The 14,306-nt window shown below is 69.7% G+C and carries 11 protein-coding genes and 1 pseudogene; 5 read left to right on the top strand and 7 right to left on the bottom strand.

The genetic code is table 11. From position 1 onward, the window contains the following. Positions 1 to 107 precede the first annotated feature (107 nt). Positions 108 to 1,484 (bottom strand): FAD-binding oxidoreductase, encoded by a 1,377-nt coding sequence (locus ACIO52_RS20760; protein WP_402645912.1) that lies wholly within the window; start codon positions 1,482 to 1,484, stop codon positions 108 to 110. 37 nt (positions 1,485 to 1,521) lie between these two features. Continuing rightward, the gene (locus tag ACIO52_RS20765) at positions 1,522 to 1,878 is read right to left on the bottom strand and encodes a hypothetical protein (protein WP_218718115.1); all 357 of its coding nucleotides are present in this window, start codon (positions 1,876 to 1,878) and stop codon (positions 1,522 to 1,524) included. Positions 1,879 to 2,021: 143 nt separating this feature from the next. Between ACIO52_RS20765 and ACIO52_RS20770 the strand changes: the two genes are divergently transcribed. Beyond that, positions 2,022 to 4,904, top strand: coding sequence for an ATP-binding protein (locus ACIO52_RS20770; protein WP_402645915.1), 2,883 nt, complete (start codon positions 2,022 to 2,024; stop codon positions 4,902 to 4,904). On the opposite strand, the gene ACIO52_RS20775 is transcribed toward ACIO52_RS20770, so the two are convergent. The 5 genes from ACIO52_RS20775 to ACIO52_RS20795 form a co-directional block, all read right to left on the bottom strand. Further along, the gene (locus ACIO52_RS20775) at positions 4,901 to 5,197 is read right to left on the bottom strand and encodes a DUF4242 domain-containing protein (RefSeq protein ID WP_218718117.1); all 297 of its coding nucleotides are present in this window, start codon (positions 5,195 to 5,197) and stop codon (positions 4,901 to 4,903) included. The two genes, ACIO52_RS20770 and ACIO52_RS20775, sit on opposite strands and share 4 nt — an antisense overlap. 241 nt (positions 5,198 to 5,438) lie before the next feature. After that, positions 5,439 to 6,662: a cytochrome P450 gene (locus ACIO52_RS20780; protein ID WP_402645919.1), complete on the bottom strand. Its 1,224-nt coding sequence runs from the start codon at positions 6,660 to 6,662 to the stop codon at positions 5,439 to 5,441. A gap of 97 nt (positions 6,663 to 6,759) precedes the next feature. Continuing rightward, a complete protein-coding gene (locus tag ACIO52_RS20785) occupies positions 6,760 to 7,941 on the bottom strand; it encodes a cytochrome P450 (RefSeq protein ID WP_402645945.1) in 1,182 nt (393 codons plus the stop codon). Between the two features lie 374 nt (positions 7,942 to 8,315). Further along, positions 8,316 to 9,212, bottom strand: a complete 897-nt coding sequence (locus ACIO52_RS20790) for a hypothetical protein (protein WP_402645922.1) — start codon at positions 9,210 to 9,212, stop codon at positions 8,316 to 8,318. 74 nt (positions 9,213 to 9,286) lie between these two features. Then, entirely contained in the window at positions 9,287 to 10,090 is an 804-nt protein-coding gene (locus ACIO52_RS20795; RefSeq protein WP_402645925.1) for a DUF4239 domain-containing protein, read from the bottom strand. 413 nt (positions 10,091 to 10,503) lie between these two features. Between ACIO52_RS20795 and ACIO52_RS20800 the strand changes: the two genes are divergently transcribed. The 4 genes and pseudogenes from ACIO52_RS20800 to ACIO52_RS20815 form a co-directional block, all read left to right on the top strand. Beyond that, entirely contained in the window at positions 10,504 to 10,869 is a 366-nt protein-coding gene (locus tag ACIO52_RS20800) for a BlaI/MecI/CopY family transcriptional regulator (protein ID WP_218718129.1), read from the top strand. Next, positions 10,866 to 11,816 (top strand): M56 family metallopeptidase, encoded by a 951-nt coding sequence (locus ACIO52_RS20805; RefSeq protein WP_402645927.1) that lies wholly within the window; start codon positions 10,866 to 10,868, stop codon positions 11,814 to 11,816. Before ACIO52_RS20800 ends, ACIO52_RS20805 begins: the two co-directional genes overlap by 4 nt. 126 nt (positions 11,817 to 11,942) lie before the next feature. Then, entirely contained in the window at positions 11,943 to 13,889 is a 1,947-nt protein-coding gene (locus ACIO52_RS20810; RefSeq protein WP_402645930.1) for a peptidase, read from the top strand. Positions 13,890 to 14,057: 168 nt separating this feature from the next. Beyond that, positions 14,058 to 14,306, top strand: a pseudogene (locus tag ACIO52_RS20815) (hypothetical protein); the annotation flags it as partial.

Below are 14,306 nucleotides of genomic sequence, written 5' to 3' on the forward strand. Positions count from 1 at the left end.
CGGAGTGTAGAACGTGTTCTAGATCGGATACGCGGAATGCCCATCACCGCGGTCCGAGCCGGGTGCCGGCAGGCCCGGCCGCAGCCCTCGCGGGCCCGGTGATCGCGTTATGCGGCCGGGGCGATGTTCTGATTGAGATGGAACAGGTTGGCCGGGTCGTAGGCCTTCTTGACCGCCGCCAAACGGTCGTAGTTCGGGCCGTAGTTGGCGCGGATGCGGCTCTGGTCGTCGGAGGCCATGAAGTTGATGTAGCCGCCGTCGGCGGTGTGCGGTTCGAGCGCGGCGTGGTAGTCGCGCACCCACTCGGTATTGGATTCGTTGTCGATCGGGTCCGGCCACATACCGGCGACGACGGGAGCGAAGTTCACGTTTCGGTAGGCGAACGCGGTGGCGTCCACCGCGACGTCGTGCACGGCGCCATCGATCGGGTAGAGGTGCATGGTGGACTGCATGGCGGGGACCCGGGGACCGAAAGCGAGATGGGCGGCGATGGCGCCGTCGGTGAGCTCGGGCTGGAACGCCGCCTTCCAGTAGTGCTGTAGTCCGGCGGGAAGCAGCGCGTCGAAGGCGCTGTTGAGCGCCGGATAGGGCATCCGGCCCACGTGCTCGGCGACCGGCGTCGCGACCGCTCGAAGGTCCGCGAGCAGTGCTTCGCCCTCCTCGTCGCTGCCGTTGAAGCACGAGACCACGAGCATGAAGGGCTCACCGACCCGGTCTTCGGGGATGAAGGGCAGCGGCGGGGCGATCTGGAATGCGGGGAAGGCGCCCATCGCGCGCGGTGCCGCGGCGATCCAGTCACGGTAGGTCCGCAACAGCTTCTCGGCGGCGTCGAGCTCGAAGAACATGGGTCCGCCGTAGATGGTGTCCACGGGATGCAGGTCGAACTCCAATTCCGTCACCACTCCGAAGTTGCCGCCGCCGCCGCGCAGTGCCCAGAACAGGTCGGGGTGCTCGGTCGCGTTCGCCGTCACGAAGGTGCCGTCGGCCAGGACCACGTCGGCGGATCGGAGGTTGTCGATGGACAGACCGTAGGCACGGGCGAGGTACCCGATTCCGCCGCCGAGGGTCAGACCGGCCACGCCGGTGGTCGAGATGATCCCGCCGGTGGTGGCGAGGCCGAAGGTGTGCGCGGCGTGGTCGAAGTCGCCCCAGGTGCAGCCGGCCTGTACCCGGGCGATCCGCCGCTCGGGATCGACGCGGATGCCCTTCATCGCGGAGAGGTCCACGACGATGCCGTCGTCGACGGTGCCGAAACCGGGGACACTGTGGCCGCCGGCGCGAACGGCCAGGTCGAGTCCGCTCTCCCGGGCGGCGTCGACCGTGGTGCGCACGTCGGCGACGTCGACGGCGCCGACGATCGCGAGAGGCGTGCGGTCGATCATCCCGTTGTAGACCGAGCGCGCCCGGTCGTAGCCGGGCGACTGCGCCGTGATCACCTCACCGCGAACCGCTTCGAGCATGGTCAGTGCCGGCGTGCCGTTCATGTCTGCTCCTGGAGGTCGAGTCGAGCCGGTGCGGCGATCAGCCGCGCAGTACGTGGTCGTGGAACTGGCGCATCTGCGCCACCGGGCCGACCTCGAGGAAGACGGCTCCCCCAGCGGAGGTGGCGGTGTGCCCGGCCGGCCAGTAATAGACCTCTCCGGCGTTCGCCGTCTCCACCGTGCCGTCGGCGTGCTCGAGCCGCAACGACCCGGCCAGCACGATTCCCCAGTGCGGGCAGGGGCACCGGTCGTCGGGAAGACCGTGCAGGACGGGGCCGAAATCGGTCCCGGCCGGCACGCTGGCGTGCCGGATCGCCATGTCGCCCCACTCGATGTACCGGGTCACCAACTCGCCCTGGGCGACCTCGATGGGCAGGTCCTCGATCGGCGTTGCCATGGCGTGCTCCTCGGTCGGCGTTACCTGTGACGCTACGGAGCGCCCGCCCGGTGCGCCTGACCTGATCTGATCGAATCGGCGTCGCCGCGAGGGGGTCAGATCGGACTATCTCCGTGGTCGTCGAATCCGGCTATGGTCGAGAAGTGACGGAATCGGCTCCGCCGAGAAGTGGCACGGCCTTCGTCGGCCGCCGCGCGGAAGTCGCGCGGCTCGAGGCCGTCTGGGCCGCGGTCGAGGACGATCGGCGACAGGTCGTCTTCGTAGGCGGCGAGCCCGGCGTCGGCAAGACCCGGCTGGTGAGCGAGGCGGCCGCGGCGCTGCGCGCGCACGGTGCCACGGTGCTGTGGGGTGCGTGTCGGGAAGACCTCGACATTCCGTACCGGCCCTTCGTCGCGATTCTCGAGCAGGCGATCGAACAGACCCCGCCGGAAATCCTGCGGACTATCGCGCCCGCGGCGGCCGCCCCGCTGCTGCGCCTGACCACCAGCGTGTCGCGGTACTGGCCGTCGGCCGAACCGAACCCGGGCGACCGAGACTCCCGGCCCGTGCTGTTCGACGCGCTCCTGCGGGTACTGCTGGCGACCATCGAGCGCCGCCCCCTGGTCATCGTCCTCGAGGATTTGCAGTGGGCTTCGGAACCGACGCTGGCGATGCTGTCTCATCTGGTCGAGTCCACGGCCGGTGAGCGGCTACTCGTGTTGGCGACCCTCCGCACGACCGCCCCGGATCGCACCGACGCGGTCAGCTTCGCGCTGGCCGATCTGCATCGTCTCGACGGTGTCGCCCGGATCGACCTCGTCGGCCTGAGCACCGACGACGTGGCCGAGTATCTCGTTCGCGCCGCCGGGGTGTCCCGCGCGTCGGCGAGATCGGCAGCGCCGGTGCTGCGTGACCACACCGGCGGGAACCCGTTCTTCCTCCAGGAGTACTGGCACGATCTGGCCGGCCGTGGCGGTCTGACCGCGGTCCGTTCCGGCGTCGCCGCCCCACGTTCGGTCCAGGATGCACTCGCTCGCAGGCTGGCGGCCTTCGATGTGCGCCACGCACGCGTGATCGAGCTGGCCGCGGTCGCCGGCGACATCGTCGACCCCGAGGCCCTGTCCGACGGACTCGATTCAACCGAGGTCCTCGCGGGGATCGACTTCGGCGTGCGCGCGGGCCTGCTCGTCGCGGGTGCGGCAGACGGCGACTATCGGTTCGCGCATGCCCTGGCTCGTCAGGCCGTGCTCGACCGGATGTCGGCCGGCGACCTGGCGGCCGCGCACGCGCGGGTCGCCGTGGCCGTCGAGAAGCGGGACCCGACGCGGGTGGCCGCGTTGGCCCATCACTACTTCCGGGCGCGCGCCCTGGGACACGCGGACAAGGCCGTGCACTACTTGGTACTCGCCGCCCGCCAGGCCGAGCGCGGGATCGCCCATCGCGAGGCGGCCGTGCTGTACGAGCGCGCGGCGCAGGTGCGCGTCGCGCGAGGACCGACCCGGGTCGAACTCCTCTCGGCGGCGGCGCGCTGTCACCTGCACGGTGGTGACTTCCCGACCGCCCGTCGGCTCTACGAAGAGCTGGCCACGGATGGGGACCCGCGTGTCCGGCTGACGGCCGCGATCGGACACGAGGACGCGTCGTGGCGGCCCTCCGCGAGCGGGGAGCGCTCGCTGACGCTGCTGAGCGAGGCATTGCATGCCGCGGCGCTGGACCACGACGATCCGCTGTCGGTCCGCGCCCGCGCGAGCATGGGACGGGCCGCGTCGTTCACCGGCGATTTCCGGCGGGCTCGCCGGATCGGCGAGGACGCGTTGACGCGGGCCAGGACCATCGACGACCCGGAGCTGACCGCGCATGCCCTGTGCACGACGCTGTGGCAAGGCCTGCGCCCGGACCTGGCGCCCGAGCTGCTGGCGCGGGCGGTCGAGCTCAACGCGATCGGTGCGCGCCTCGGTGACGACGACTACCGGGGGCCCGCCGCCTTCCACCGCGCGGTGTTCGCCTACCTTCTCGGCGACGAGGCGGCGTGGAGCGGTGCCCAACGCGATCTGACCGAGTTGGCGCTGGCCCGCGGACAGCCGTTCTTCCGGTACGTCGCGGGATGCTCGCGCTGCGCGCACCGGTTCGCCGTCGGGGACTTCGCGGGCACCGAGCGGATCAGCGACTGGCTCGACGACCAGTTCGCCCACGAGTTCGGCGGCGCGACCGAGGGGTCATGGGGCGTGCAACAGTTCATGCTCCGACGGGTCACCGGCGGCCTGGAACAGATTCGTCCGCTCATCTCCGGGCACGAGAGCTTCGACGATCACTGGTTGCCTGGCTTGCTGGCCCTGTACACGGAACTGGAGATGTGGGAGGCGGCCGCGCGCGTGCTGACCTGTCTGTGCGACCGGCTCGGCGATCACCGCTTCGGGGCGCAATGGGCGGGGGTGCTGGCGTTCGCCGCCGAGGCGGCGGTCCGGCTCGACGACACCGCGGTCGCGGCGACGCTGCGCCCGTTGCTGGCCGAGTACGCCGGCGCCAATCTGATGGCGGGCGCGAGCGTCGCGGTTTTCGGCAGCGCTGATCGCTATCTGGGCGAGCTGGACTCCGTGCTCGACGCGCCCGGCGCCGATCGGCACTTCGAGCGGGCGCTCGCGATGGACCGCCGGATGGGCGCGGTGACCCATCAGGCCGAGACCCTGGCTGCCTGGTGCAGGCACCGGCTCCGGCACCCCGGTGCCGTGTCGGGGCCGGCCGCCGTCGACCTCGCCACCGAGGCCCGCGCCCTGGCGCGACGGATCGGGCACCGCCGTATTCTGCGGGATCTGGACGCCGATCCCGCTCCCCGTTCCGAGCACGTCCCGCTCCCGAACGGGCTGACCGACCGCGAGGTGGATGTGCTCCGTCTGGTCGCCGACGGTCTGTCCAATCGCGAGATCGGTGAGCGGTTGTTCATCAGCGCCAACACTGCCGCCAACCATGTGCGCAGCATCCTGATCAAGACGGGCGCGCCGAACCGCACCAGGGCCGCGATCTTCGCCACCGAACACGGACTGCTCTAGCCGGTGACCGGCCCGTCCGCGGTCGACAGCGGCGCGAAGGCGCCGTCGGGTGTGACGGTACCGGACAGTTCCAGGATGGCGTCGGCGGGAATGCCCGCCCGGACCGCGGCGGCGCGGATCGCCTCGACGTTGTCGGCCTCGTAGAGGCAGAAGGTCTTGCGTTTGTCCAGCGACAGGAAGGAACTGAGCCAGCGCACGCCGAACTCGTCGTTGATCCGATTGATCTCCGCGGCGGTCTCCGGGGCCACCTCGAGCTGTTCGGCGAATTGCCGCTCCACGATGAATACCGGCATCGACTGCGCCCCTTGATCGTGCTCGGGCGGCGGCCGCACGGTGCACCGGCCCGAACGGCGGTCCCCGATTCACGGTACCAAGGCCGCCGGGCGCTGTTCAACGTTCCGCGCGGACCGACGGCGCGGGACTTGCCGCCCGCGCCTACCGGAGCCTCCCCGAGCACCCGTCGATCGCCACGACGATGGTGATGCCCGACTCCGCCCCGCCGCCGAAGGACGACGCGGAGCGGCGACCTTCGACCTAGTCCGCGTGCAGATACACCGGAACAGCGGCGTGCCCGTTGGAGATGAAACTGGGCATCGGCGCCAGCTCGGCCGGGCTCGTGGCCAGGCGCATTCCCGGGAATCGATCGAACAGCGCGGGCAAAGCGACGGCCGCTTCGAGCCGGGCCAGTGACGCGCCGATGCAGTGGTGTGCGCCGTGGCCGAAGGCGAGATGCTGGTCGCGGGTGGCCCGGGTCGGGTCGAACTCGGCGGTGGTGGCGCCGTGGACCTTCGGGTCGCGGCTGGCACCCGCGTAGGAGGCCAGGATGGCTTCGCCCTTGCTGATCCGATGCCCGCCGTCGACGTCGATGTCCTCGACCGCGTACCGCAGGGGCAGGTGCGCCACCGGGGCCTGGTAGCGCAGGGTCTCCTCCACCACGTCGGCCCACGACACCCGGCCATCGGCCACCGCGGCGCGCTGCTCGGGATGGGTGAGCAGCGCGACGATCGCCTGATCGAGCAGGTTGACCGTCGTCTCGTGGCCGGCGTTGATGACCAGCATCAACGTGTCGACGAGTTCCTTCTCCGACAGGTGGGAATCGTCGTCGTCGCGCGTGGCGATCAGCACGCTGGTCACGTCGTCACCGGGGTGCTCGCGCCGATAGGCGACGAGTTCGCCGATCAATCCGTACATTTCGAGGTAGTTGGCCTGCGCCTGCTCGGCGGTGAACGAACCGTCGAAGAAGCCGTCCACACACTTGTGCAGCGCGGGTCCCAGCCCGTCCGGTACACCGACCAGTTCGGTGATGACCCGGATGGGGACCGGATAGGCGAAGCCGCTGCGCAGATCGACCGGCTCGCCCGCAGGGACGGCTGCCAGCGCGTCGAGCAGGCTCTCGGTGATCTCGGCGATGCGCGGGCGAAGCGCGGTACTGCGACGGTGGCTGAACGCCGGGGAGACCAACCGGCGCAGCCTGCGGTGATCGGCGCCGTAGGCGGTGAACATGTTGTCCACCGCCACCCACGGCAGCAGCGGCCAGGCCTCGGTGATCTCGCCGTTGATGAACGACATCCAGTGCTGCCTGGGGTCTTTCGATACGCGGGGGTCGGCGAGCAGGCTCCGAAGCACGGCCTGGTCGGTGACCGACCAGGCGGGCACCCCACCGGGCAGCTCGACCAGCGTCACCGGGCCGCGCTGCTGAATGCGCGCCGACTCACCTTGGATATCGGCACCGGTGGTATCCAGCACGATCGGTTCCATGACATTCTCCTTCATATCAGGGACCGCGGCCCGTGATCGATAGTGCCGCAGCCTGTTTCGGCCGCGTGGTGGGCAACTTACCGCGTGGCCGGACCGCTCAGGGGACGAACAGCGGCGCCGACGGCGGGAATTCGATCGGCAGCGTCGTCATCGCGCGGTGGAAAGGTCCCGGCCGCCAGGCGATCTCCGCCACGGGCACGGCCAGGGTCAGGTCGGGCAGCACGTCGAGCAGTTGGTCCAGCGCGTCCTGGGCGATCTGATAGGCGACCGAGCGAGCGGGGCAGGCGTGCGGGCCCGCGCCCCAGGCGAGGTGGGACCGGTTGCCGTTGCGGTCGCCCTGGGTGATCGACGGGTCGTTGTTGCACGCGGACAGGCTGACCACCACCGGCTGGTTGGCGGGCAGCCACACGTCGTCGATCATGACCGGCTGCCGCGGATAGGTGGTGCAGAAGTTCGCCATCGGCGGGTCCAGGAACAACACCTCGTCGAGGGCGTCGCGCGTGGACAGACTGCCCGCGATCACACCGCCGCCGAATCGGGAGTCGGTCAGGATGAGCAGCAGCGCGTTGCTGATGAGGTTCTGCATCGGCTCGATACCCGCGCCGTAGAAACTGATCAGGTTGTAGAGCATCTCCTCGTCGTCGAGACCCGCGCTGTGGTGGGCCAGCCGCGAGGTCAGGTCGTCGCCCGGGTTCGCGCGGCGCAGGGTGATCAGCTCGATCAGCGCCGCCGACAGATGCTCCATGCCCCAGGCCGCGTTCACGGTGTCGAACAGCGCGGCCATGCCGGTGGCCACCCGCTGTCCCAGCTCCGGGGTGCACCCGACCACCCGGTTGAGCGTCTCGAAGACCAGCGGAAACGCGTACTGGGTCAACACATCCGCCGAACCCGCCGCACAGAACGAATTGATCAGTGAGATCGCGATCTGTTCCACGGTCGCGTGCAGGGCGTGGTGGTCGATGGAGTCGATCGCGGCGACGTAGGCCTGCCGATAGCGAGCGTGGACCGGCCCGGAATTGCGCAGCGCGTTCGGGTACCACTGCATCATCGGCCGCACCGGGCAGTCCTCGGGAATGCTGTCCTGCCACGGCCGCGGATCGGCCGGAAAGTTGTCGGGGTCGTTGAGGATTCGCACCGCGGTGCGATACCCGAGCACCAGGTTGGCCGGGACGTCCGGCGACAGCTCGATCGGCGCTATCGCCCCGTACTTTTCGCGCATGGCGCGGTAGTTCCCGTGCGGATCGGCGGCGAACTCGGGCGCGTAGACGTGCCCCTGCACCGGGCAACCAGCGTCCTGCTCGGCGTACGACGACCGCGGCGCGAGCCGACGGGAGACATGGACGTCCTCCACAGACAGTGTTCCTTCCCGAGGGACGGCAGGTGTACCCGAGCTCTGCCATCAACACATCGCGACGACACTGCCACACCGGTGGAACCGCCCGGATCGGCGCGACATACCGGTCGGTAACAGTTCAGGTCCTCGCGCTGTCAGGAAACTTCCTGTCCCCCAACGCTGTTACTTGCGCCGACTCGTCATCGAGCACTCGCTCGCCGGGTCGGTGGGGGCCGCGGAGTGGGACATCATCCGAGGGACATGTCCCGTTTCCCACCGTCCGGCTCGACTGGCAGTGCCGCGGGCGGCGGGTACGGCCTCTATCGGCCACGCAGGCGAGCACGCGCGCCTGCGATGATCGTGACGATCATGACCGTCATCACCTGGAGCGCGGTGAGCGGAGCCGCGGGCGGCGCCTGCATAGGTGCGGCGTAGTCGACCCGGGGCGACGACAGCGCCGGCGGCGGAATCGCCGCGGGGATCGAGGGGATCACCTCGGGCAGTCGCACCGGGACCGGGACGACAGGCGGCGCCACCACCGGGTCCGGCGGAATGGCCAGCGGGATGCCGGGCTCCGGCGCACCCGGGACCGGCAGCAACAGCAGGCAGGTCAGCACGGCGCTGCCGGTCGCGGCGCTGCCGACCGCCGCACTGCCCGCACCGGCCGAGCCCGAGCCGACGAGTCCGCTGGAACCGACGCCGATCAGGCTCGACCCCGTGCCGCTGCCGGTGACGATCGCGGACCCCAGCGCGGCGCTGCCGACCGCCGCGCTGCCGACACAGGCGGGAAGCACGAAGTCGGGGTTGGGGAGCAGCAGACCGCCCAGCGTGCCCGGGCCGGCGACGGCAGTCCTCGGTGCGGGATCGAGCGAGGACTCGGCTGCCCCGGGCACCCCGCTCGAATCGGTCATCGCGTGGTCGCCGCCGGCGCCGCCGGGAAATCCCGGACCGAGACCGAGATCTCGCCCGACCGGCGGATTCGGGAGCATCCCCGCCGCACTGCCGGTCGATGCCGCCGACCAGCCCGGCTCACTCGCGGCGCCGCTGCCGGTGCCGAGCCCCAGCTCCAGCCCACCGGTTGGTCCGTCGCCCGGCGCGGCCTCGGTACCCGGAGCCGCACTGCCGCTGACGATCTCGTCGATGGTCGGGAGTCCCGGGGCAGCCGCACCCGGTGCAGCGTGAACGGCGAGCACAGCCGCGGCCACCGACAACGCCATCGATCCTCGTACCGCTGTTCGCATCCCGCCCACCGTGCCTCCGATCGCCCAGTACTGATCGCCGTGTGCCCCGGTCAACGAGGAATTTCGCCGCCGGCGGGTTGTTCCGCGGCGAGGTCCTGGAAGCGCGCGAGCGCGAGTTCGTAGGCGTCCTTGGCGACGTGATTCCCGCCGGCGAACGGCTGATCCAGTTGGTAGACAGCCAGAATCACCGCACCGATCACCAGGCCGAACAATCCGGTCATGAGGATGCTGCGCTTGGTGACCACGACACCGGAGAAGACGGTGCCGAACAGCAGCATGGCGGTCGCGAACCACAAGGCGAGGTAGAGGAACCCGGGCAACCGGTAGCCGGCGTCGAGGCCACGGTCGAAGCGGGCATCGGTGATCGCCGCGACGGCGGTGGCCGTCTCGTCCTGGACGGCCTTCGCGTCGGCGGTGCCGGCGGGCACGGCGTCCACGGTCTCCCGCAGTTCATCCAGAGTCGCCTGGGTCGACGCGCTCAGCCGGCGCTGTTCGTCCATGACCTGCCACTCCTCGTCGATCACCTGCCGGGTGTAGGCGGTGACCAGGCCCTGGATCTTCTCCCGATCCGGCTCGGGCATGCTGTTCGCGGACTCGTACACGTTCACCAGGGCCTTGCCCTCCGACACCGTGTGCGCGTGCGAGGTGTCGAACTGCTGCCACAGGATCACCACCACGAACGCCACGATGGCGGCGAAGAACATGTTGACCATGTCCAGTGTCATCGACCCGGCACCGGAATCATCGTCGTGCCGCCATGATTCGGGCCGCACCCGATCCCCCAGTACGAAGATCCCCACCGCGACGGCGACGAAGAGCGCCAATACCGCCAGCTGCAACAGAATTCCGAGCATTCCGCGACTCCGTTCCTGCCGGGATGGAAGCGATCACAGGGTATTCGCGGCCGCCGTTCTGCTGGATTGCGTCCGAATCCCTTCCACCACAGCGCTTTACAACCGACCGGTCGCTTTCGGGGCCCATCCCCTGCCCGCATTGATGTCGCGTACCGAGCTGCGGTAGCGGAGGTCGACCACGCTCGGACACGTCCGCCGCGGCCCCACGCCTGGAGCCCGGAAAGCTCCGGACAGCCGACACACCGGCGCACAGGTGGCGCGATGCCGACCCGGACGCACGGGCACTCGATGCCGATCGTCGTTCCCGGCGATTCGGCCGAGTAGGTCACCGGAATCGGTAGCGGCCAGTATGTTGTGCCTGCGGTATCGGTGGTCATGGCGATAGCGCGGCGGTGAGAGGGATTGGGGCGATGGTGAAAGGCCTGGGAACGCTGGAGAACCAGGTGATGGCGGTGCTGTGGGACGTTCCGGACGCGCTGTCGGTGCACGATCTGGTCGACCGGCTCGGCCGGGAGCAACGGACCCCCGCCTACACCACGGTCCTGACGGTGGTGACGCACCTCTGGGAGAAGGGCTGGGTTCGGCGGGAGAAGATCGGTCGGCGCTACCGGTATCGCCCCAGTCGTTCCCGGGCGGAAGCGACCACCGATCTGCTGCGTGAGATCCTCGATGCCAGCCCGGACGCGCCCGGCGCGCTGTTGCACCTGGCCCGCACCGCCAGCGAGCGAGAGATCCAAGCCTTGCGGCAGGGACTGTCCGCCGGCGAGGGCGGTCCATGATCCTGCTCATCGCGCTGGTGGCGGCTGCAACGATGCTGGCGCTGGTCGCGCCGGCGGTGCTGCTCCGTATCGACTTCGGTGCCGCGCCCGTGGTGGGAATCGTGGCCTGGGTGGGTGCGATGTCCGCGACGATCGGGCTCGGCATGCTGGCGTTGGCCGCGCTGGCATGGCCGGGTGACCCGCCGGGAAACTCCCGGGTGGGCGCCCTGGCGCGCAGCCTGGCCGAGGTCGAGCCGATGATCATCACCTGGACCGCGGAACTGATCATGCCCGCCGCGATATGCGGCCTGATCGTGCCGGCCGGACTGGTGGCCCGGGTCGCCGTCGTTCACCGTCGGCACGCGTCGGCGCGGCGCCGACGGCACGCGGAGCTGATCGGGGTGCTCGGCCGCGCCGACCCCGGCGGGGCGGGCGTGGTGTGGCTCGAGCATCCGGTGCCGATGGCGTATAGCGTCGCCGGACACGGCGGGTACGTCGTGGTCACCGACGGGCTCGCGCGGTGCCTGACCCGAGCGCAGTGGCGTGCGGTGCTCGCCCACGAGCACGCGCATCTGCGCGGCCGCCACCATCACATCCTCGGGGTATGCCAGGTGCTCGCCGGCGCCTTTCCTCGGATTCCGTTGTTCGCCGCCGCGCCGTCGGCGCTGACGACACTCGTCGAACTGGCCGCCGATCGAGCCGCCGCGACCCGGACCGATCCGCAGTCGCTGGGTTCCGCGCTGCGTGCCGTGGCCGTTCACGGTGCCCCGATGTCGATGTCGGCGGTGGATCCGACCCACGATTCGTTGGCGATGCGGTTGGCCTGTCTGGGCGCCGCACCGAAGTTCCGTTCGGCGTCCCGGCGCCGGGCGGCCTGGGCACTGGCGGGGACGATGCTGCTGGTGCCGGCGACGGCGGTGCTCGCGGTCGGGCTCGGCTCGGCGGCAGCGTTTTTGGCCATGATCTGAAACCGCCACCAAAAAACTATGCGCCATAGTATTTTGGCGACGGGCGCGCGGCGACGGGCAACCGTCGCCGCCGTGGGCACCGGCTGCGCCTAAAGTGAAACATCACTATTTCAGAAGTGAGAAGTCTTGCGTTCCACCACCATCCGCACGAGGAGGCGGCCGGCGACGATCCTCGCCGCCGCAGCCCTGGTCGCCGCGGGCCTGGCCGGGTCCAGTCCGGGTTCCGCCACCGCGGACCCCGGACAGACCCGCTATTCGCTGGTCAACGGCTGCTTTCGGATCGACACGCCGGCCGGTCCGCTGGTCCCGGCGGCGGGCCCGTATCGAATGCGTGCGACCACGCTCGGCGAGTACCTGCTCTATGGGCGCGATCATGAGGTTCTGGAAGCATCGGCGTCCACGATCCGGCCGGCCCAGGAGCCCTCCGCCGCCGCCGTATGGACGGTGGACGGTTCCGGGGCAAGCGGATTCACGATCAGCAACACCGCCACCGGAACCTCCTCGCCCGCCACCTTCACCCCGGACACCGGCTGCGCGGAATCTCCCGAGGCTCGGTCCGGCGCCACCGGCACGCCGGGGCCCGGCGCCACGAACGGTCCCATCCAGGGCACCATCGACGCGCACGCGCACATCACCGCCTTCGAATTCATGGGCGGCAATTTCCATTGCGGCCGTCCCTGGCACCCCTACGGGGTGGAGTACGCGCTGCCCGACTGCGCTCGGTACCGCACGGGCACCAACGGTCTGATCGCCGACTTCCTCGACCACGGCGAACCGTTCCACGTCTCCGACACCGCCGGGTGGCCCACCTTCCGCGACTGGCCCAAGCCCTCCGTACTCACCACCGAAGGTGCCTACTGGACCAGCATCGAGCGGTCATGGAAGGCGGGGCTGCGCGTGATGACCGTCGACCTCGTGGACAACGAGTCGCTGTGCACGATGATGACCGACCGCCGAAACCCGTGCGACGACATGGCCTCGGTGCGCATCCAGGCGGCGGGGCTGCGCGCCCTGCAGGACTACATCGATGCCCAAGCCGGCGGGCCCGGGCAGGGTTTCTTCCGCATCGCCACCGATCCGGGCGAAGCGCGCCGGATCGCCGAGGCAGGCAAACTCGCCGTGGTCCTCGGCATGGAACTGTCCGATCCGTTGGGGTGCGGAGTCTTTCTCGGTCAGCCGGAATGCACGCGGGCGGACGTGGATCGCTGGTTGGCCGAGCTGCGAAACATCGGCGTCAGCAGCTTCTTCCCGGTGCACAAGTTCGACAATGCGTTCGGCGGCACGAAAATGGATCACGACGTCACCGGCTTGCTGGTCAACGCGGGAAACTTCATGCAGACCGGCACCTTCTGGAATGTGCAGGCCTGCCCCGGCCCCGAACACGACAGCACCCAGCCCTCGATACCGATCGCCGGGCACATCAATCAGTTCCTCGCCAACCTCGCCGGACCGTTGATCGGGGGCGCCCCACTCCCCCTGTATCCGGCGGGACCGCACTGTAATGCGCGCGGTTTGACCGACCTGGGAAGCTATCTGATCAATCGGATGATCGACCACGGATTCCTGATCGAGGTCGATCATCTGAGCGAGGCGACCGCCGACCGGGTCATGTCCATCATCGAACAGCGCGGCTATTCCGGTGTCGTGTCCTCCCACGGCTGGGACTCGGAAAAGACCACGGCGCGGGTCTATGCCGCGGGCGGTTTCGCCGTGCCCTACGCCAGCGAACCCGCGACCTTCGTCCGGGCGTGGCGCGATGCCCGCGCCATGCCCCGCCCGAGCGGCGAGTTCGGCTTCGGCTTCGGTTCCGACATGAACGGCATCGCAGGCCAAGGCGCCGCTCCTGGACCGGGCACGATCCGGTATCCGTTCACCTCGCACGACGGACAGGTCAGTTTCGATCGAGAGCGCTGGGGCGAGCGCACATTCGACTTCAACACCGACGGCACCGCCACCTACGGGTCCTACGCCGACTGGCTCGAGGCGGTCCGGATTCTCGGCGGCCCGGAGGTCATGGCCGATGTCTTCCGCGGCGCGGAGATCTTCCTGCGGATGTGGGACGACGCCCGATGACAGCTCACCGCGTCCACGCATCCAGCCGATGACACCCCCGAATCTTCGACGGAACGGCTGTCTTTCCCGTTCCGGCGAACAGCGGTCCGGCACAGCACGTCACCGTGTCGTGACGGACCAGTCGACAACAATCGTCCCGGCCGACTCGCCGGGGCTTGGAGGAAAATCATGATCCGGACTTCACGTCTCGCCGCCGGCGTCGCCACCACCGCTGTGGTGGTGGCCGGTGTCGGTGTCGCACTCGGTTCCGGCACCGCCGCCGCCGAAGGCAATTGTGCGGTGACCAGTCACGCCGAGAAGCAGGACATCAGCACCTGGGGCGTCACGCACGTCTACGACAAGACCGCCAGCGCCGAGCAGATCGGCGTCGGCACCTCGGTCACCTACAAGGTCGTCGTCGGCACCACAGGGATCGGC

Origin of the sequence: Nocardia sp. NPDC087230 (genome assembly GCF_044744725.1) — a bacterium.
GTDB lineage: Bacteria > Actinomycetota > Actinomycetes > Mycobacteriales > Mycobacteriaceae > Nocardia > Nocardia canadensis.